We start from the raw sequence: 18,205 nt of genomic DNA on the forward strand, positions 1-18,205 counted from the left end.
CTGCCCACAAGGCGGCCTTTTTTGTGGAACAAGAAAACGGGTGGCCTGGCTATAATCGGCAGCAGTCTTACAAGGAGTTGGCATGCTCAACAGCTATCCGTACCTGCCTCATGTTCTGGCCGCACTCTGGTTCGTCATCTGCTGGGGCGGCTACACACGCTACGCCTCGGTTAAGGCGCAAACCACTCCCTGCCTTGCCAGCGTCCTGCATCTTTACCGTGAAGACTGGATGCGTCGCATGCTGCTGCGTGACAACCGCATTGCCGATGCCAACGTGATCGGCAACCTCGAGCGCAACGCGTCGTTCTTCGCCTCCAGCACGCTGATCATTTTGGCCGGCATCCTCACCGTGCTGGGTGCTTCCGACCGTGCGCTGTCGCTGTTGGCCGACATACCCTTCGTGCAGCAGGCCAGCCGTGGGCTGTCGGAAATCAAGCTGTTGTGCCTGGGCATTATCTTCGTCTACGCCTTCTTCACCTTCAGCTGGTGCATGCGTCAGTACAACTTCGCTGCGGTGCTGGTGGGCTCGGCGCCGATGGTGGGGGAGCGGCACGTGACCGAGCAGGAGCGCAAGGCTTTCGGCGAGCGCACGGCACGGGTGATCTCGATGGCCGCCAACCAGTTCAACTTCGGCCTGCGCGCCTATTATTTCGGTATGGCGACGCTGGCCTGGTTCATCAATCCGTGGTTTTTCATGCTGGTGACCACAGGCGTGGTCCTGGTGCTGTATCGCCGAGAGTTTCATTCGGATGTGCTGGAAGTGATGGTCTATACCCCAACGCCGGCCGCCGATGTGGCCAAGGAGAAGAGTGAATGAGTATTCCATTCTGGTGCGTGTTCATCAGCGCCTTGTTGATCTTCGTCGCCAAGGCGCCGCTGGCCAAGGCCATGGCCGCGGAAGGTGGCGGGCGCTACGACAACCATCATCCGCGCGCGCAGCAGGCACGCCTGACCGGCTTCGGCGCACGCGCCCTGGCTGCTCATCTGAACAGCATCGAGGCGTTCCCGTTATTCGCGGCCGGCGTGCTGATGGCGCACACCACCCAGACCTACGGCTTTCTGATCGACGCGTTGGCGATCACCTTCGTCGTCAGCCGTGTGCTGTACCTGCTGTTCTACTGGTGGGACCTGCACTGGCAGCGTAGTCTGGTTTGGATGGTGGGTCTGGTCTGCAGCCTGTTGCTTATGCTCAGCCCGGCGCTGTAAAAGGCGACGAGCAGAAACGACAAGGCCCGCTTCGAGCGGGCCTTGTCGTTCCAGTGACGGGGCTTATCGGCCTTCGGCCGCATCACCGATCTCGTCACCGGCGTCGTCGATCGCATCGGCCGCGTCGTCGGCCGCATCTTCGATCTTCTCGCCAGTGGTAGGCTCGGTGCCCATCACTTCGTCAGTTTTCTGTTCGATGCCTTCACCGGCTTGTTCGGCAGCTTCACCCATGGACTCGGCCGCTTCGGAAACGGATTCCTGAGCGGATTCCAGCTTGTCTTCAGGGGATTGCTCACAGGCCGCCAGGCCCAGCGTGGCCGCGAGCAGCAGGGCATAGGTAAGGGTTTTTTGCATGGTTACATCTCCATGTGTAGTGCGGATGATGCCGTGTGGCGTCATCCGTGCGACTTGGAGCGAACAAGCGAAGCGAAGTTCCTGGGCCTTAAAAAAACGAAACCCGCGGCAGAGCGCGGGTTTCGTTTCGTGGTAAATCAGTAGTATTACTGATTGGTCTGGCCGGCGGGAGCCGCTGGCGGAGGCACCGGGTTGGTCGGTTCGCTATCGGGTGGCGGCATCTGCTCGAGCGCTTCCTCGCGATTTTCCTCGGTACGCTCTTCAACCGCTTCTCTCTCGTGTTCGGCTGCTTCGTTCATCGACTCCTGCGCCTCGGAGCGCGCTTCGCGGGCGTCTTCGGCGGCGTCCTCGGAGGGCTTGTCACACGCGGCGAGGCCCAGTGTGGCGGCTAGCATGACGGCATAAGCGAATGTTTTCTGCATGTTGTTCTCCTTGGAAAAAATGCCAGTACATTTTTTCGAAAGAGCAGAGCGCCAGAAGTTCACTGTCGTTGCGTTAGGCAAGCCGTGCCGCATCTGCCGGCTGGCGCTATTATGCGCGACTTTGCGTCGCCATCACGAGGTATGAGGATGAGCACTTCCCCCGTTCTGGAGCGCGCCCAGCGCTTCCTGTCGGCCCTGCGCCATTGCCAGGTGCTCGGCATGCAGGTGCATGCGGCCAGCGCCGAAGGTCTGACCCTGCGCCTGCCCTACAGCCAGCATATCGTCGGCAACCCGGATAGCGGGGTGATCCACGGCGGTGCGATCACCACCTTGATGGACACCACCTGCGGCATCTCCACTGTGTGCGTGCTGGCAGATTTCGAAATCTGCCCGACGCTGGACCTGCGCATCGACTACATGCACCCGGCCGAGCCGGGCAAGGATGTGTTCGGTTTTGCCGAGTGCTATCGGGTTACGCCGCACGTGATCTTCACCCGCGGTTACGCCTACCAGGATAATCCCGAGCAACCCATCGCCCATGTGGTGGGGACCTTCATGCGCATGGGCAAGATCAACGCGGGCAAGGGAGCAGGGGCATGAGCGAGCTGAATCTCGAGCAACTGGTGGCGCGCGCCCACCAGGAAAACGACTATGACCCGCTGATCAACCTGATCCCTTACGCCAAGCTGCTCGGTATCGAGTGCCTGCGCCTGGGCGAGGACATGGTCTTGCGCCTGCCAGCCAACCAGGACTGCATCGGCAACCCGATGCTGCCGGCGCTGCACGGCGGGGTGATCGCCGGCTTCATGGAACATGCCGCCATGCTCCATCTGCTGATGTTCATGGGCATTCCACATTTGCCGAAAATCATCGACTTCTCGATAGATTACCTACGCGCCGGCCATTATCGTGACACCTACGCGCAATGCCAGGTCTGGCGCCAGGGGCGACGGGTGGCCAATGTAGCGATCACCGCCTGGCAAACCACCCAGAGCGAGCCCATCGCCACCGCCCGTGCCCACTTCAAGGTCGATGAGCCCTGAGTTGCGCGCGGGACGCCGAGCGGCTTGGCAGCGCAGCGAAACGATGACAAGGATTCTGTAGATGGATGCGTTGCTGATTATTGGTGGCCTGGTGTTGATGCTGGCCGGTCTGGTCTGGCTGGTGATGCGCGCTTTCGCCACCAGTCTGCTGTGGGGTTGGGGCAGCCTGATACCGCCGATCACGCTGTTCTATATCGTGCGTCACTGGGCACGTGCGCGTAGTGCGGTCGCCTTGGTCGGGCTTGGCGTGATCCCTCTGGTGGTGGGCATGACGCTGCTCGCCAGCAAGGATGCCGAGCGTCTGGCGGCGATCATTCGCCTGGACTGGCTCAGGCCCGAGGTACAGGCGCCGGCAGAGCTGGCCATCGAACTAGGCGGTGAGCTCAACGGTCAGCCCTTTCGGCCGCAGCAGGGCGAGCTGATCGATGGCGTGCTGGTGCTACGCGAGGGGCTGGATTTCTTCGCCTTGCGTGAGCTGAGCATTCGCCTGCCGCAGCCCATCGACGGCCCGGTGCGTGTCGACGTGTTGCCGCAGGACAGCGGCGACCTGCCGGAAGTGGAGTTGAGCTGGCTGCTGCCGGAGCAGGACCTGCCCGAGGCGCGGCGCCTGAGCCGTGGCTACACCCTGCATCTGGACCTGCAGCCGCAGGCGCCGAACCGCCTGGCCGGCGACTTCCATCTCGTATTGCCACCGCGCTTCAAGACCAGCCTCAGCGGTCGCGTCGAGCTGTACCGTGATCGTCTGCGCTATGTCGATGACCAGGTCGATGCGCGTTTCGATTCCCGTGACACCATCGCCCATGTACTGCAGGACTATCTGCAACGGCGCTTCGCCACGCGCGAGGTGCGCGAATTGAAACTGCCGCTGTTCACCTTCGAAGGCGATACCCTGGAGCTGCAGGTCGACGCACGGATCGACGGGCGTAGCGAGCGCCTGCCAGTGCGCCTGCTCAAGCGTGCCGAGTCCGGCTGGGCCGTGGAGGGCGATCGCTTCCCGGCACTGCCCGCCGTTGCCACGGCCCAGGTTGCGCAGCCGCGTGAAGCGGCGCCAGTCGAGGAACGCCTGAGTCGCCCGGCCGACCGCCGGCAGCGCTTCAGCCTGGCGCGCCTGCAGCGTAACCCTGAGCAATACCGCAATCTCAGCATGCGCCTGAGCCGCGCCAACGGCGGTACGGTCGAGGGCCGCTTCGTCGGTGTCGACGCCGACGGCAGCATTCGCCTCAGCCAGCAGATGGGCAGCGGCGGTGGCCAGGCCAGCTTCAGTTTCCAGCCGGAAGAAATTGGCCGTTTGGAGTTGCTCGAACCCTAAGCCCTTGAAATTGATTGCGCTGCCCCCATCTGCAGGACATCCGCCGCTTGAGCGGCATAGTCCTGCATGTGGAGTTAGACGACCATGAGTGTGGAAACTCAAAAAGAAACCCTGGGCTTCCAGACCGAGGTGAAGCAACTGCTTCACCTGATGATCCATTCCCTGTACTCGAACAAGGAAATCTTCCTGCGCGAGTTGATTTCCAATGCTTCCGACGCCGCTGACAAACTGCGTTTCGAGGCGTTGGCCAAGCCCGAGCTGCTCGAAGGCGGCGCCGAGCTGAAGATCCGCCTGTCCTTCGACAAGGATGCCAAGACCGTTACCCTCGAAGACAACGGCATCGGCATGAACCGCGAGGAGGTCATCGCGCACCTGGGCACCATCGCCAAGTCCGGCACGGCCGACTTCCTGAAGAACCTCTCCGGTGACCAGAAGAAGGATTCGCACCTGATCGGTCAGTTCGGTGTGGGCTTCTATTCGGCGTTTATCGTCGCCGATCAGGTCGAGGTGTTCAGCCGCCGCGCCGGTACTCCGGCCAGCGAGGGTGTGCACTGGTCGAGCAAAGGCGAGGGCGAGTTCGAAGTTGCCACCATCGACAAGGCCGAGCGCGGCACGCGTATCGTCCTGCACCTCAAGAGCGGCGTAGAAGAGTTCGCCGATGGCTGGCGCCTGCGCAACATCGTCAAGAAGTACTCCGACCATATCGCGCTGCCCATCGAGCTGCCGAAGGAGCACCACGGTGACGACAAGCCCGCGGAAGTCGAGTGGGAAACCGTCAACCGTGCCAGCGCCTTGTGGACCCGCCCGCGTACCGAGATCAAGGACGAGGAATACCAGGAGTTCTACAAGCACGTCGGCCATGACTTCGAGAACCCACTGAGCTGGAGCCACAACAAGGTCGAAGGCAAGCTGGAGTACACCTCGCTGTTGTACGTGCCGGCTCGTGCGCCGTTCGATCTGTACCATCGCGAAGCGCCCAAGGGCCTCAAGCTCTACGTGCAGCGCGTATTCATCATGGATCAGGCCGACCAGTTCCTGCCGCTGTACCTGCGCTTCATCAAGGGCGTGGTCGACTCCAACGACCTGTCGCTGAACGTTTCCCGCGAAATCCTGCAGTCCGGCCCGGTCATCGATTCGATGAAGTCGGCGTTGACCAAGCGCGTGCTGGACATGCTGGAGAAGCTGGCCAAGGACAAGCCGGACGACTACAAGGCGTTCTGGAAGGCCTTCGGCCAGGTGCTCAAGGAAGGCCCGGCGGAAGACTTCGCCAACAAGGAAAAGATTGCCGGCCTGCTGCGTTTCGCCTCCACTGCAGGCGAGGGCGACGAGCAGTCGGTGTCGCTGGCCGACTACCTCGGCCGCGTCCGGGAAGGCCAGGACAAGATTTACTACCTAACCGGCGAATCCTACGCGCAGATCAAGAACAGCCCGCACCTGGAAGTGTTCCGCAAGAAGGGCATCGAAGTGCTGCTGCTCACTGATCGTATCGACGAGTGGCTGATGAGCTACCTGACCGAGTTCGACGGCAAGCAGTTCGTCGATGTGGCGCGTGGCGACCTGGACCTGGGCAAGCTGGACTCGGAAGAGGACAAGAAGGCTCAGGAAGAGGTAGCCAAGGCCAAGGAAGGGCTGATCGAGCGCCTCAAGGGTGCGCTGGGTGAGCAGGTGGCCGAGGTGCGCGTCTCGCACCGCCTCACCGATTCCCCGGCGATTCTCGCCATCGGTGAGCAGGACCTGGGCCTGCAGATGCGCCAGATTCTCGAAGCCAGCGGGCAGAAGGTGCCGGATGCCAAGCCGATCTTCGAGTTCAACCCCGGCCACCCGCTGATCGAGCGCCTGGACGCCGAGCCGGACGAAGATCGCTTCGCCGACCTGTCGCACATTCTCTTCGACCAGGCCGCGCTGGCCGCGGGCGACAGCCTGAAAGACCCGGCCGCTTATGTGCAGCGCCTGAACAAACTGCTGGTGGAACTCTCCGCCTGATTGATCAGGTAATAGGACAAGCCCGCTTCGGCGGGCTTTTCTATGGGTGCGATTGATCGGCTTTAATTGACAAGTGCGATGCCGTCGTTTCAGATGCTGGCAAATAGCCGGCGCTCTGTCGCGTCCTGGGGTTGTATGTCGCTTTTCGAGCTGTTCTTCATCATGGGCGCGGATCCCGGTGTCCTCGTGCTCAGTCGCTACGATCCCCAGTTGGTGCTGTTGTCGCTGGCGATTGCCGTGTTCGCCGCCGGCATGGCATTGCAATTGGCCGGCGAGGCACGCGACAGCTCGCATCCGCTCGCTCGGCAGATCACCATCTTCACTGGTTCGCTCGCCCTCGGCGGCGGCATCTGGTCCATGCACTTTCTCGGCATGCTGGCGTTCGAGCTGTGCGCGGCGGTGCGTTTCGATCTGGGCATAACCCTGCTGTCCATGTTGCCGAGCCTGGCCGCTTCCTGGGTCGCGCTGAGCCTGCTGGCGCGGCGCGATCTGAGTCTGCTGCAACTGTGCGTCGGTGGCGTGCTGGTCGGCGCCGGTATCGGCGCGATGCATTACAGTGGCATGGCGGCGATGCAGATGGCGCCGCTGCTGCGTTATGACCCCTGGATGTTCGCCCTGTCGATCATTGTCGCGGTGGCCCTGGCCATTCTGGCGCTATGGGTGCGTTTCGGCCTGGAGGGGCGCTTGCCGACGCGCTGGGCGCTATTGCTCAGCGCCCTGGTGATGGGCCTGGCGATCAGCGGCATGCATTACACCGGCATGGCGGCGGCGCGTTTCGTAGGAACGCCCGAGTCGCAAACGCCGATGGCCGTGGTCGACAGCGGTTACATCGCCATTGCCATCACGCTGACGACCGTCGCCCTGACGGTCTTCGTGGTCGCGGTCAACACGCTGCTGCGCTACCGGCACATGAGCCATCAACTCAAGGCCAGTGAACAGCACCTGCTCTCCATCTTCGATACCGCGCTGGACGCGATCATCACGGTCGATCATACCGGTACGTTACGTTCGGCCAACCGTGCGGTGTCTCGCCTGTTCGGCTGGACGCCGCAGGAGCTGGATGGTCAGCACATGAGCATGCTGGTGCCGGCTCGCCATATCGACCAGGTTGAAACGCTGCTGGCCGACTACCTCAGGACCGGGCGACTGACCATGGTGGCGGGCGAGCAGGAGCTGGTCTGCCTGACCCGCGACGGCGAAGAGAAGCCGGTGCGCATCAGCGTGGGTATCACGCATGCCGGCAGCCGCCCATTGTTCGTGGTGTTCGTCGCCGACATCAGCGAACGCCAGCGAATGGAGAGGGCGCTGCGTGACAGCGAACAGCAGTACCGCTCGCTGATCAGCAATATTCCCGGCGTCTCGTTCCGCTGCCTGCTGGACCGCGACTGGAGCATGCTGTTCATCAGCGACGCGGTGCAGAACCTGACCGGCTACAGCGCCGAGGATTTCATCGAGCGGCGCTGCTCGATCGCCGACCTGTATCACCCGGACGACTACCAGCCCACCGCCGACAAGGTGGCCCTGGCGGTCGAGCAGGGGAGCAACTACACGGTGGAGTACCGGCTGTTCGACCGCGAGGGCCGGGAGCACTGGATCTGGGAGAGCGGCAGCGCCGTTTGCGACGAGCAGGGCGTGCCGCACTGGATCGACGGTGTTCTCATCGATCAGACCGAAACCAAGCGGCGTAATGCCGAGTACGAGGGCAAGGTCACGGCGATCAGCAAGGCGATGGCGCTGATCGAGTTCGACCTGAGCGGCGAAATCCTCGACATCAACGACAATGCCCTGGCCCTGTTCGGTTATGACCGGGAAGAAGTGGTCGGGCATCACCACGCCATGTTCTGCGCCGCCGAACTGGTGACCAGCGATGCCTACCGTCAGTTGTGGGCGGACCTGCGCGCCGGGCATTTCCGTACCGGCGAATACCAGCGCATCGGCAAGGGCGGACGGGAAGTCTGGATTCAGGCCAGCTACAACCCCATCCTCGATGGCGACGGCAAGCCGTTCAAGGTGGTCAAACTGGCGACCGACCTGACCCCGCGGCGCGTGATGGAGCAGGAGCTGCGTGCGGCGCGCGATCGCGCCGAAGCCGCCGCCGCCGCGCGCAGCAGCTTCCTGGCCAATATGAGCCATGAAATCCGTACGCCGATGAACGCCATCATCGGCTTTACCGACCTGCTGCTGGAAACCCAGCTGTCGGCCGAGCAGCGCCGTCACCTGAGTACCGTGCAGCATTCGTCGCGCTCGCTGCTGGGCCTGCTCAATGACATCCTCGATACCGCCAAGCTCGACCGCGGCGCCATCGAGCTGGAACAGCTGGATTTCTCCCTGCGCGAACTGTGCGAGCAGGTGGTCGCAACGCAGCGCCTGACAGCCGAAAGCAAGGGGCTGCAGCTGCATCTGGACTACCCGGCCACGACCGCCGAGCTCTTCTGTGGCGACCCACTGCGTTTGCAGCAAGTACTCACCAACCTAGTGGGCAATGCGGTCAAATTCACCTTGAACGGTGAGATTCGCCTCAAAGTCACGGGCGAGCCCGGCGCGTTGCGCCTGGTCATTCAGGACACCGGTATCGGCATTGCTGCCGACCGCCTGGAGAAGATATTCGAGCCCTTCGCCCAGGCCGACGCGTCGATGAGCCGGCGCTTCGGCGGTACCGGCCTCGGCACCACGATTTCCCGGCAATTGGTCGAACTCATGGGCGGTCGCCTGCGGGCCGAGAGCGTCGAAGGGCAGGGCAGTTGCTTCAGCGTCGAGCTCCCGCTGCGTGCGGGCAAGCGGTTGGTTTCGCAGCAACGTGCGGCGCTGCCGGAGCTGGGGCAGTTGAACATTCTCGCTGCCGACGACGTGCCACAGAACCTGGAGCTGCTGCAGTTGACCCTGGAACATTTCGGCCATCGCGTGCGCTGCGTTGCCGATGGCGAAGGGGCCCTGCAGGCGTTTACCGAAGACCGCTTCGACCTGATTCTGATGGATGTGCAGATGCCGGGTGTGGACGGTCTCGAGGCGTCGCGGCGCATCCGTCAGTTGGAAGCCGGCGAGGGCCGCAAGCCGGTACCGATCATCGCGCTGACCGCCAGCGTGCTCGATCGTGATCGCCAGGCGGCGCTGGATGCGGGGATGAATGCTTTTGCCTCCAAGCCCCTGGACCTCGACGGGCTGATGTGGGAAATCGCGCGTCTGCTAGGTTTGAACGAAGCGCCTAGCGCCGTGGCGAGTGCTGCCAGCGGCGCCGCCAATGCCAACATGTTCGACTGGGTCCGCGGCAGCGCCCTGTGGGGCGGGCCGTTACGCATGGCCCAGGCAATCGCAGCCTTCGTCGCCGAGCAGGGCGACCTGGTGGCGCGCATGAGCCAAATGCTGGCGACGCAGCGATGGGATGAAGGGCAGGCCCTTGCGCATCGCCTGCATGGTGCCGCGAGCAACCTGGCGTTGATGCATCTGAGCGGTCTTGGCCGGGCCATCGACCAGGCGTTCGAGGCAAGAGACGAGTATCGCCTGCGCGAACTGCTCGGCGAGCTCGAACAGGCCTTGCAGGCTGTCGTCGAGCGGGTGCCGCTGGTGCCGGAACACGGCCGCGCGGCAGAGGCTGCGAGCGTCGACCTTGGCCTACTGAGTGAGCTCGCCGATCAGCTGCGTATCGCCCTGGAGCGTGGCAGCCTCGACGACACGGCGCTGGCGAGCATGGAGCGGTCTGCACGCGGCACGCCCTGCGCCGGCATTGTGAACGACCTGCGCCAGGCGCTGGATGACTTCGACTTCGATCAGGCGCTGTTGTTGCTCGATCAACTGTCCCTGCGATTGCAAGGCGAGGAAACCATCTGATCATGACTCTTGCTGCCGATACGCGCCCTCTGTTGCTGCTGGTCGATGACGAACCTACCAACCTGCAGGTGCTGCGCCATATCCTGCAGGACGACTATCGTCTGTTGTTCGCCAAGGAAGGTGCTCGTGCGCTGGAAATGGTCGAGCGCGAACGGCCTGACCTGATCTTGCTAGATGTCATGATGCCGGGCCTGACCGGCTTCGAGGTGTGCGCAGCGCTCAAGGCCAACCCGCTGCTGGAGGCCATTCCGGTGATCTTCGTCACCGCCCTGGGCGAGGTCGAAGACGAGGCGCGCGGCTTTGAAGTCGGTGCCGTCGACTATGTCACCAAGCCGGTCAGCCCGCCCATCGTGCGTGCTCGCGTGCGCACCCATCTATCGCTGGTGCGTGTCGAGGAACTCAGGCAGACGCGCCTGCAGATCGTCCAGCGCCTGGGCATGGCGGCCGAGTACAAGGACAACGAGACGGGCCTGCACGTGATCCGCATGAGCCATTTTTCCAAGGTGCTGGCACTGGCCGCGGGCTTCAGCGAAAGCGCCGCGGAGGAGTTGCTCAACGCTGCGCCGATGCACGATGTCGGCAAGATCGGCATCCCCGATGCCGTGCTGCGCAAGCCGGGCAAGCTCAACGATGAGGAATGGCAGGTGATGCGTCAGCACGTGGAGATCGGCGCGCGAATCATCGGCGAGCACAGCTCGGGGCTGTTGCGCACGGCGCATCGGATCGCCCTGTCGCACCACGAGAAGTGGGACGGTAGCGGCTACCCCAACGGTCTGCGTGGCGAAGACATTCCCCTGGAGGGGCGTATCGTCGCCATCGCCGATGTGTTCGACGCGCTGACCAGCGTGCGCCCCTACAAGCAGGCCTGGTCCGTGGAGGCCGCGCTCGACTTTCTCCGCGAGCAGAGTGGCCGTCATTTCGATCCGCAGTTGGTCGAGCTGTTCATCGCATGCTTGCCGGAGATCCTGCAGATCAAGGAACGCTGGGCCGAGCAATCTGCCGCCTGAAACCTTCTGTCTAAAACCCGCGCGTCGGCGATTTGGCCATTAGCGTCAGCGCGGCTATTGTTAAGGGCCTACCATTGCCAAGGGCAGGCCTCACCATGCAGAAGAAAACACTGGTTCCCCTGTTGTGCGCGGCGTTCGCCGGTCTCGCCGATGCAGCTGTCGTGACCAAGACGATTCCCTACGAGATCGATGGCGAAGCCTTCGAAGGCGTGCTGGTGTACGACGATTCGGTGACCACGCCGCGCCCTGGGCTGCTCGCCGTTCCCAACTGGATGGGGGTGAATGAAGACACCGTCGCCAAGGCCGCCCGTGCGGCCGGTGACAAGTATGTGGTGTTCGTCGCCGACATGTATGGCAAGTCGATTCGCCCGAGCAATGCCGAAGAGGCCGGCGCCGCGGCGAGCAAGGTCCGCGCCGATCGTCCGCTGATGCGCAAGCGCGCCCAGGCTGCAGTGGATGTGCTCAAGGCGCAAGATGGCGAGGTGGCGCTGGATCTGGACAAACTGGGTGCCATCGGCTTCTGCTTCGGCGGTGGCACGGTGCTGGAACTCGCCCGTTCGGGCGCGCCGCTCAAGGGCTTCGTGTCCTTCCACGGCAACCTGGACACACCCAATCCGGCCGATGCCAAGAACATCAAGGCGCCGGTGCTGGTGCTGCATGGCGCGGACGATCCGGCCGTGCCGCAGGAGCAGGTCGACGGTTTCGTCGCCGAGATGAAGGCGGCCAAGACCGACTGGCAACTGGTCAGCTACGGTGGCGCGGTGCACTCGTTCACCAACCCCAAGGCGAATGTGCCGGGGCGTAACGAATACCACCCGGTGGTGGCGGCGCGGGCCTTCAAGGCGATGAACGATCTGTTCGATGAGGTGTTCGCCGAGCAGTGACAGCGCTTTTGTCAGGCGTCGAACAAAAGGCTGCGCCTGCTGGGCGCAGCCTTTTTTCGTCTTACTTCGCAGGCAGCACGGCGATGTCGATGATGCCGTCCGGCAGTTCGGCGATGTCGCCCAGCGTGGTGGGCTTGCCGCTATCCAGATCCAGCTGGTGCAGGGTCTTGCCGGTCAGCACGTAGGCCGTGCTGCCACCCTTGCCATCGCTGGCGATGTCCATGGCGGCCGCCTTAAGACCATCGGTGACCTTGCCGACTTCCTGCTGCACGCCGTCGTTCGGCGGGTTTTGCAGCATCAGGCTGCCACTGGCCAGGTCGATGTTGTACAGCGCGGTGCTCTGGGTACCGGCATAGGTATTGGTATAGGCACCGGCCACCACTTTGGGTTGCTTGCCGGCGTAAGGGCCATCGGCGGCGTAAGCGACCTTGCCGTCTACGGCGACTTCACCGGTATCGACGTTTACCCGCAGGCTGGTGCCGTCCGGGCCGAGCAGGCGCAGGCGGTCGGCTACCGGGTTGAAGTCGACCACGGCCTGGCCGCTGCCAGCCAGTGCGGTTTGCAGTTTGCTGCCTGCCGTTGCCTTGCCGCTGGCTATGTCCAGGGTGTAGAGCTGATCGGTGCCGCTGAGGGCGTAGACCTGGCCGCTGGCCGGGCGCACATCCAGGCCGCGCAGGTCGCTGGCACCGCTGACGGCCATGCTGCCGGTAACCTTGAGGCTGGTGACATCGACTTTGAACAGCTTGCCATCGGCACCCAGTGCGAGCAGTTCGGTGGCGCTGGCGGCACCTGCGCTGAGGGTCAACAGGCCAGCGGTGCAGAAGCTAGTGATGCGTTTCATGATTGTTCCTCATAAAAAGGATTCAGCATCGAGACGAAGCCGACGAGCCGGCTTCGCAGGTGCCTCGACGAAACACCTGTGAGCTATACCCGTGAGGAACGGGGTTGGATGTCCGCGGATAAAAATATTTTCCGCCGCGTGATCGGTCGTTTGGACGATTGCCGGCTGTGTAGCCGGCAACCCGTTCAGTTGGTGCTGGCCAGCACGGCGCGGCCGATATACAGCACCGGGCCGCTCGGACGGTTGTACGGCGAGCCGCCGGCCGGTTCTAGGGTCAGCTCGAACAGCTGGCCGGCCTGCACGGTACCGATCTGCTCGGCTGGCAGGCGCAGCGGCTGGCCGGCTTCGACCAGGCCCAGCGAGCGCGGACCGTCGGCCGGATCGATCAGCGTCCAGAACTGCAGGGCGCGGCCCTCAGGCACCTGGTCGGCGACCAGCGGGTCGAGCGTCAGCGTGCCATCGCGAGCGACCTGTATGACCCAGCCAGGCTTGGCCGCTTCGCCAGGTTGCTGCAGCACCACGGTGTAGCGCTCGCCGGTGATATCCGGGGCGCGCAACATCGGCATCAGCACAGCGACGAGCAGCGCCATGGCCAGCGCGGCAGCGGTCAGGCGCCAGGTCAGCAGGCTGTTCCACCGGGTGGCCAATGGGCTGGCCCGTGGCGCTTCGTGCAGACCCAGACTCTGCCGGATGCGCGGCCAGAGCGCCTGGGAGGGTGCGTGCGCTGGCAGTCGGTCGCTCAGTTCGAGAAAGTGCCGCTCCCACTCCAGGGCGATGCGGGCGGCATCTTCATCCTCTTCGAGCAATTGGCGCACCTCGGTGGCTTCAGGCTCCTCGAGCAAGCCGAGCAGGTATTCGCCGATCAGGGCGCGACGTTCTTCGCGGTCGTGCGGAATCATGCTTGCAGACACTCCTGCAGCGCGCGCAGGCCGGCGCGGATACGGCCCTTGATAGTGCCCAGCGGTGTACTCAGGCGGCTGGCGATCTGCTCGTGGGTCAGACCACGGTAGAACGCCAGCAGGATCGGGTGGCGGCGCGGCCTTTCCAGACGTTGCAGGCAACGTCGCAGCAAGCGCTGTTCGGATCGCTCCAGCGCCTGCGCCTCGGCCTGCGGGCTGTCGTCCAGCACGCGCTCGATGAACTCATCGTCGACCTCGGCATGCCGGCCGCCACTGCGCAGGGCGTTGAGCACGCGGTAGCGCAGGATGCTATGCACCCAGGCACGGCCGCTACCCAGATCGCGTCGATAACGCACGGCGTGTTGCCAGATGCGTACGAAGGCATCGTGCAGGCAATCCTCGGCGATGTCGCGGCGGCCCAGCATGCTGATGGCCAGGCCGAGCAGTTGCCCGGCCTCTTGCCGATAGAGCGCCTGGAAGGCACGCTCGTCTCCGCGTGCGCAGGCTTCCAGGGTGCTTTCGTAATCGAACTCGCGATCTGCCATGGGTCATCCGTTGGCCTGAGAAATCCGCATGCAGCTTATACCCGCCAGCGGGCGTGCCGGATCACGCCGGCGTAACAAAAAATCCGCTGCGCAATACAATCGCCGTTCACAGCCCATACGCTTCGCCGAGCGAAACCCAGCGCTCCAGCGGGCCCTTGCGCGAGGCGTAGCGGATCAGTAGCCAGTCTCCCTGCTGGTCCAGCACCTCGCAGACGTCACCCTCGATCAGGTAGGCCTTGGTCCGACTCGTTGCGTCCGGGCGCTGGTGCAGGTACAGGCGCGCGTTGGGCACGGTCCAGGTCCGTGGCTGGTCATCATCGTCAAGGGCGCGGCTGGCGATGATCCTGCCCTGAGGGTCGAGCGTCTTCTCGAACAGCGGGAAGAATACCGGGGCGTCCGGGTCATAGGCGTGGTTGACCTGCAGGGTCTTGTACAGCCAGGGTACGCCGGCGTCATCGAAGCGATAGGCGTCGTGATACCAGCGCGGCCCGCTGCGGCAGTGGCTGTACAGCGCGCGTTCGTCGAGGTTGGGCTGCAGCTCCGACAGTTGCGAGCAATTGGCGCGCTCGCTCAGTTCGGGCGGCAGCTGCAGCAGTTCGAAGCGGCGCTCGGCGGGGCGATACAGGTAGAGATGGTAGACGGAGTTGACCATCCCCACCGGTACGCGAATGGCCAGGTCGAGATGACCGTCGAAATCATAGTCCTCGACGTAGAAGCTCGGCGCTTCCACTTCGTTGCCTTCGGGGATGTCTAGTTCGAGACGAGTGCCGTCTGGCTGCTGCAGGACATAGCGCTCGCCTTGCTGCTGTACCTGGGCATGTTGTTCTGGTTCAGGTTCGAAACGGGGAAGGTCGGCCAGGGCCAGCGTGGGCAACAGTAGCAGGCCGAAGAGGGGGCGATAGAGGGGCAAGAGGGCAGTCCTTTGCGAGTGACAGGCGCTTTGTGCGCCTGTCTTCATTGGCGTCAGCGCGGCAGTTCGATGCGCGTGGTTTCCCCAGGTACCTGCGGCCAGTCCCCGGCGGCCCAGCGCTGGCGGGCCTGGTCGATCAGTTCCGGCGTGCTGGCGACGAAGTTCCAGTTCATCCGCCGTGTTCCGATGGGCTCGCCGCCGACCAGCGCCAGGTGGCATTCGCCGCAGGCGCTGAGCAGCGGGGTCGCGCCGGCCGGGATTACCGCCATGGTGTGCGCCGGCAGCGTTTCGCCGTCCAGCTCGGCTTCGCCTGCGATCAGATACAGCGCGCGTTCGCTGTACTCATCCGGGATCAGCAGGTTGGCACCGGCAGCCAGGCGCAACTCGGCGTAGAGCGTTGGCGAGCGAACCGGTACCGGCGATTCCAGGCAAAAGCCGGCGCCGGCGATCAGGGTGATCTGCACGCCCATGGCCTCGCTACGTGGCAGCGAATCGGCCGGGTGGTGGCTGTAAGCCGGCTCGCATTGCTCATCGGCTTCCGGCAGCGCCAGCCACACCTGCAGGCCGTGCATCCGCTTGTTCTGGCCGATCTGCTCGGGCGGCGTGCGCTCGACGTGAGCAACGGCGCGTCCGGCCGTCATCCAGCTGACCTCGCCGGGGCCGACCAGCTGATCGGAGCCGAGGCTGTCCTTGTGCTGCAACTGGCCTTCGAATAGGTAGGTGAGGGTGGACAGGCCGATATGCGGATGCTGAGCGATGTTCATGCCGCTGCTGGCGGGGTAGTCCTGCTCGAGCATGTGGTCGAAGAAAACGAAGGGGCCGATGCTGCGAAAACGTGCCGAGGGCAGGGGGCGCAGAATCGGCTGGCCGGCGACGTCTTCGGCGCGCGGGCGGATAAGCTGCAGTTCGCTCATGCCTGCGCTCCGGCCAGGCGGGTTTCCACCTGGATATCGGTGGTGGTCATCAGCTTGTGGATCGGGCACTTGTCGGCGACGCGCAGCAGTTGCAGGCGCTGCGCATCGTCCAGCGGCCCCTTGAGCGACAGCTCGATGATCAGGTGATAGTTGCCTTCGCGCTCTTCGCTGTCGTCCCGCTCGACGCTGACGTCGATGCCTTCCAGCGGCAGGCCGCGCTGGCGCGCATAGAGCAGCAGGGTCATGGCCTTGCAGGTGCCGAGCGAGGCGTCGAACAGATCGTGTGGGTCGGGGCCGGCCCCGTCACCACCAAGCTCGGGCGAAACGTCGCCGAGCAACTGGTGAGAACCGATTTCGATCTGCTGCTGCAGACCCTTGCTGTTGTGAATGCGGATCATGACGCTTCCTTGGTAGGCGTGACGGCAATGGCCGCCAGCCTAGCGTAGGCAGGCCCGATCACACCAGTGCCGAGAGCCTTACATCGGCGCCCAATACCCGCAGCAGGCGTTCCTGACCATCAATGATGGGCACCGACACGGTAAAGCAGAAATCGTCGGTCGCCGAAGAGCGATAGACCTGGGTGATATGCGCCTGCATTTGCTCGGCAGCGGCGCGGAACCAGGGGCGCTGGCTCCAGTCGCGGCCGCGACAACTGGTGTTTTCGTTGTGTGCCACGTCGGCGGCGAAAATGTTTTCGGAAATCTGCACGCCGCGGCTGTCGACCAGGTAGAACAGCTCGAAACGGCTGTCGCGCGCGAGCGTCTCGCCAAGCAGGCGTTCGGCGGCCGTCATGTCGCCGGCCAGTTCGGACCGTGTCGCCAGCTGCTCGACGCTGGCGCGCACGGCTGCGTGAATTTCCAGGCGGAAGTCGCCAAGCCCGGCGAGCAGGCGGTCGCCGTCCTCGCGTACGGCCTTGCTGTGATGCAGCACCTGGCCGGCTTTGCCAAGCAGCTCGCCTGCGACCTGGGCTATGTTTTGCACGTCGCCGTTGATCGAGCGCACGGCCTGGCCGATCTGCTCGGTGCCCGCGGCGATCTGCCCGACCTGAGCGTCGAGACGGTCCATGGCCCGGCGCGTGCTGTCCAGGCCCTGGCTGACCGCGAGAATGCCGCTGCGACCGTCGGCCACGGCCTGATTCATATGCTGGCCGGCATCACCGAGCTGGTGCATGCCTTCACGAAAGCGTTCGATGATGCCGCTGACCTGGCCAGTGGCATCGGTGGTGTGGCCGGCCAGGCGGCGAACTTCCTCGGCGACCACGGCGAAGCCACGGCCATGTTCGCCAGCGCGAGCGGCCTCGATGGCGGCGTTCAGCGCCAGCAGATTGGTCTGCTGTGAGATGCTGGCGATCACGCCGATGACCTTGCTCACTTCGTCCAGCTGCCCGGCCAGTTGCCCGATGACCTGAGCCAGTTGCGCCTCGCTGGCATCGATCACTTCGACCTGGCGCAGCACCGCCTCGCCACTTTGCTGACATTGGTGCAGGGTTGCCGACACTTGCGCGGAAAGCCGCGCGACTTCTCCGGTACCCGGCACCAGCTCGACATCCAGGGTAGTGGTGACTTGCTCGCTGGCGCTGGCGATGAGTTCCGAGGACTGCGCCAGGGTCTGCCCGCTCTGCTGGTTGGCGGCGGCGATACGCGCCAGTTGCGGCGCATGTGCAGCAATGCCGACAGCAGCGCCAAGGCTGGTGCGAATGCGTTCCTGAAGGCTGGCACTGAAATCGTTCAGGCGCACCATCCACTGATGGTGCTCGGGCAGGCGGGTGGTGAGGTCGTGCCGGTGAAAGAGCGCGTTCAATGCGGTTTCGCCTTCGCTCTGGCGGGCCCGCCTGCGCAGTAACTGCAACATGATGATTCCCCTGTCTGGTCTGACGGGGACGTTGCAAGCCAGGTGCCACTATCTGCCAGCGTTTCCGTGGCCCGTTCCGCGCCTTGAGCTGGCTATTGATGTGCTGCGTTGGTGCGCGCTTAGCCCGCACGCTTCATCGAAGTGCGCCGGCGCGCTGTTGGCCCGCCGAACTTGCCCAGCGAGTCGGCGGTCTATGCTGCTCGAACCGTCAG

General features: G+C 63.9%; 18 protein-coding genes and 1 pseudogene. 9 read left to right on the forward strand and 10 right to left on the reverse strand.

Translation table 11 applies throughout. From position 1 onward, the window contains the following. Positions 1-82 precede the first annotated feature (82 nt). Complete coding sequence (locus tag B3P22_RS20005; protein WP_197856431.1) at positions 83-817, forward strand: DUF599 domain-containing protein; 735 nt, start codon at positions 83-85, stop codon at positions 815-817. Continuing rightward, complete coding sequence (locus B3P22_RS20010; RefSeq protein ID WP_275544928.1) at positions 814-1,206, forward strand: MAPEG family protein; 393 nt, start codon at positions 814-816, stop codon at positions 1,204-1,206. The genes B3P22_RS20005 and B3P22_RS20010 overlap by 4 nt, the downstream gene beginning before the upstream one ends. A gap of 63 nt (positions 1,207-1,269) precedes the next feature. Here the strand turns inward: B3P22_RS20010 and B3P22_RS20015 are convergent, their stop codons facing one another. Together B3P22_RS20015 and B3P22_RS20020 are read right to left on the reverse strand one after the other, a co-directional pair. Beyond that, complete coding sequence (locus B3P22_RS20015) at positions 1,270-1,560, reverse strand: hypothetical protein (protein ID WP_296272290.1); 291 nt, start codon at positions 1,558-1,560, stop codon at positions 1,270-1,272. Between the two features lie 146 nt (positions 1,561-1,706). After that, positions 1,707-1,982, reverse strand: a complete 276-nt coding sequence (locus B3P22_RS20020; protein ID WP_296272291.1) for a hypothetical protein — start codon at positions 1,980-1,982, stop codon at positions 1,707-1,709. A gap of 147 nt (positions 1,983-2,129) precedes the next feature. Between B3P22_RS20020 and B3P22_RS20025 the strand changes: the two genes are divergently transcribed. The 7 genes from B3P22_RS20025 to B3P22_RS20055 all read left to right on the forward strand — a co-directional run bounded on the left by B3P22_RS20025 (position 2,130) and on the right by B3P22_RS20055 (position 12,033). After that, positions 2,130-2,582 (forward strand): PaaI family thioesterase, encoded by a 453-nt coding sequence (locus B3P22_RS20025; protein ID WP_296272292.1) that lies wholly within the window; start codon positions 2,130-2,132, stop codon positions 2,580-2,582. Beyond that, positions 2,579-3,025: a PaaI family thioesterase gene (locus tag B3P22_RS20030; RefSeq protein WP_197856436.1), complete on the forward strand. Its 447-nt coding sequence runs from the start codon at positions 2,579-2,581 to the stop codon at positions 3,023-3,025. The genes B3P22_RS20025 and B3P22_RS20030 overlap by 4 nt, the downstream gene beginning before the upstream one ends. Positions 3,026-3,086: 61 nt before the next feature. Further along, a complete protein-coding gene (locus B3P22_RS20035) occupies positions 3,087-4,334 on the forward strand; it encodes an MFS transporter (protein WP_296272293.1) in 1,248 nt (415 codons plus the stop codon). 84 nt (positions 4,335-4,418) lie between these two features. Next, positions 4,419-6,317, forward strand: a complete 1,899-nt coding sequence (gene htpG / locus B3P22_RS20040; protein WP_296272294.1) for a molecular chaperone HtpG — start codon at positions 4,419-4,421, stop codon at positions 6,315-6,317. Positions 6,318-6,452: 135 nt separating this feature from the next. After that, a complete protein-coding gene (locus tag B3P22_RS20045; RefSeq protein ID WP_296272295.1) occupies positions 6,453-10,142 on the forward strand; it encodes a PAS domain S-box protein in 3,690 nt (1,229 codons plus the stop codon). 2 nt (positions 10,143-10,144) lie between these two features. Continuing rightward, a complete protein-coding gene (locus B3P22_RS20050; protein WP_296272296.1) occupies positions 10,145-11,149 on the forward strand; it encodes an HD-GYP domain-containing protein in 1,005 nt (334 codons plus the stop codon). Between the two features lie 95 nt (positions 11,150-11,244). Beyond that, on the forward strand, positions 11,245-12,033 hold the full coding sequence (locus B3P22_RS20055; protein ID WP_296272297.1) for a dienelactone hydrolase family protein: 789 nt from the start codon (positions 11,245-11,247) through the stop codon (positions 12,031-12,033). 61 nt (positions 12,034-12,094) lie between these two features. Here the strand turns inward: B3P22_RS20055 and B3P22_RS20060 are convergent, their stop codons facing one another. The 8 genes and pseudogenes from B3P22_RS20060 to B3P22_RS23970 all read right to left on the reverse strand — a co-directional run. Further along, entirely contained in the window at positions 12,095-12,874 is a 780-nt protein-coding gene (locus B3P22_RS20060; RefSeq protein ID WP_296272298.1) for a DUF4394 domain-containing protein, read from the reverse strand. A gap of 185 nt (positions 12,875-13,059) precedes the next feature. Beyond that, positions 13,060-13,773, reverse strand: a complete 714-nt coding sequence (locus B3P22_RS20065; protein WP_296272299.1) for an anti-sigma factor — start codon at positions 13,771-13,773, stop codon at positions 13,060-13,062. Continuing rightward, a complete protein-coding gene (locus B3P22_RS20070; protein ID WP_275544938.1) occupies positions 13,770-14,318 on the reverse strand; it encodes a sigma-70 family RNA polymerase sigma factor in 549 nt (182 codons plus the stop codon). Before B3P22_RS20070 ends, B3P22_RS20065 begins: the two co-directional genes overlap by 4 nt. 106 nt (positions 14,319-14,424) lie before the next feature. Next, positions 14,425-15,228 carry an XAC2610-related protein gene (locus tag B3P22_RS20075; RefSeq protein ID WP_296272300.1) on the reverse strand — a complete coding sequence of 268 codons (804 nt, stop codon included), beginning with the start codon at positions 15,226-15,228 and terminating at the stop codon, positions 14,425-14,427. A 53-nt stretch (positions 15,229-15,281) separates the two neighbouring features. Then, the gene (locus tag B3P22_RS20080; RefSeq protein ID WP_296272301.1) at positions 15,282-16,142 is read right to left on the reverse strand and encodes a pirin family protein; all 861 of its coding nucleotides are present in this window, start codon (positions 16,140-16,142) and stop codon (positions 15,282-15,284) included. After that, on the reverse strand, positions 16,139-16,540 hold the full coding sequence (locus B3P22_RS20085) for an OsmC family protein (RefSeq protein WP_296272302.1): 402 nt from the start codon (positions 16,538-16,540) through the stop codon (positions 16,139-16,141). Before B3P22_RS20085 ends, B3P22_RS20080 begins: the two co-directional genes overlap by 4 nt. A gap of 58 nt (positions 16,541-16,598) precedes the next feature. Next, the gene (locus B3P22_RS23965) at positions 16,599-16,934 is read right to left on the reverse strand and encodes a PDC sensor domain-containing protein (RefSeq protein WP_419096448.1); all 336 of its coding nucleotides are present in this window, start codon (positions 16,932-16,934) and stop codon (positions 16,599-16,601) included. Positions 16,935-17,162: 228 nt separating this feature from the next. After that, positions 17,163-17,504 (reverse strand): annotated as a pseudogene (locus tag B3P22_RS23970) (methyl-accepting chemotaxis protein); the annotation flags it as partial. Between the last annotated feature and the right edge of the window lie 701 nt (positions 17,505-18,205).

Origin of the sequence: Pseudomonas sp. UBA6323, assembly GCF_002439135.1 — a bacterium.
Classification (GTDB): Bacteria; Pseudomonadota; Gammaproteobacteria; order Pseudomonadales; family Pseudomonadaceae; genus Aquipseudomonas.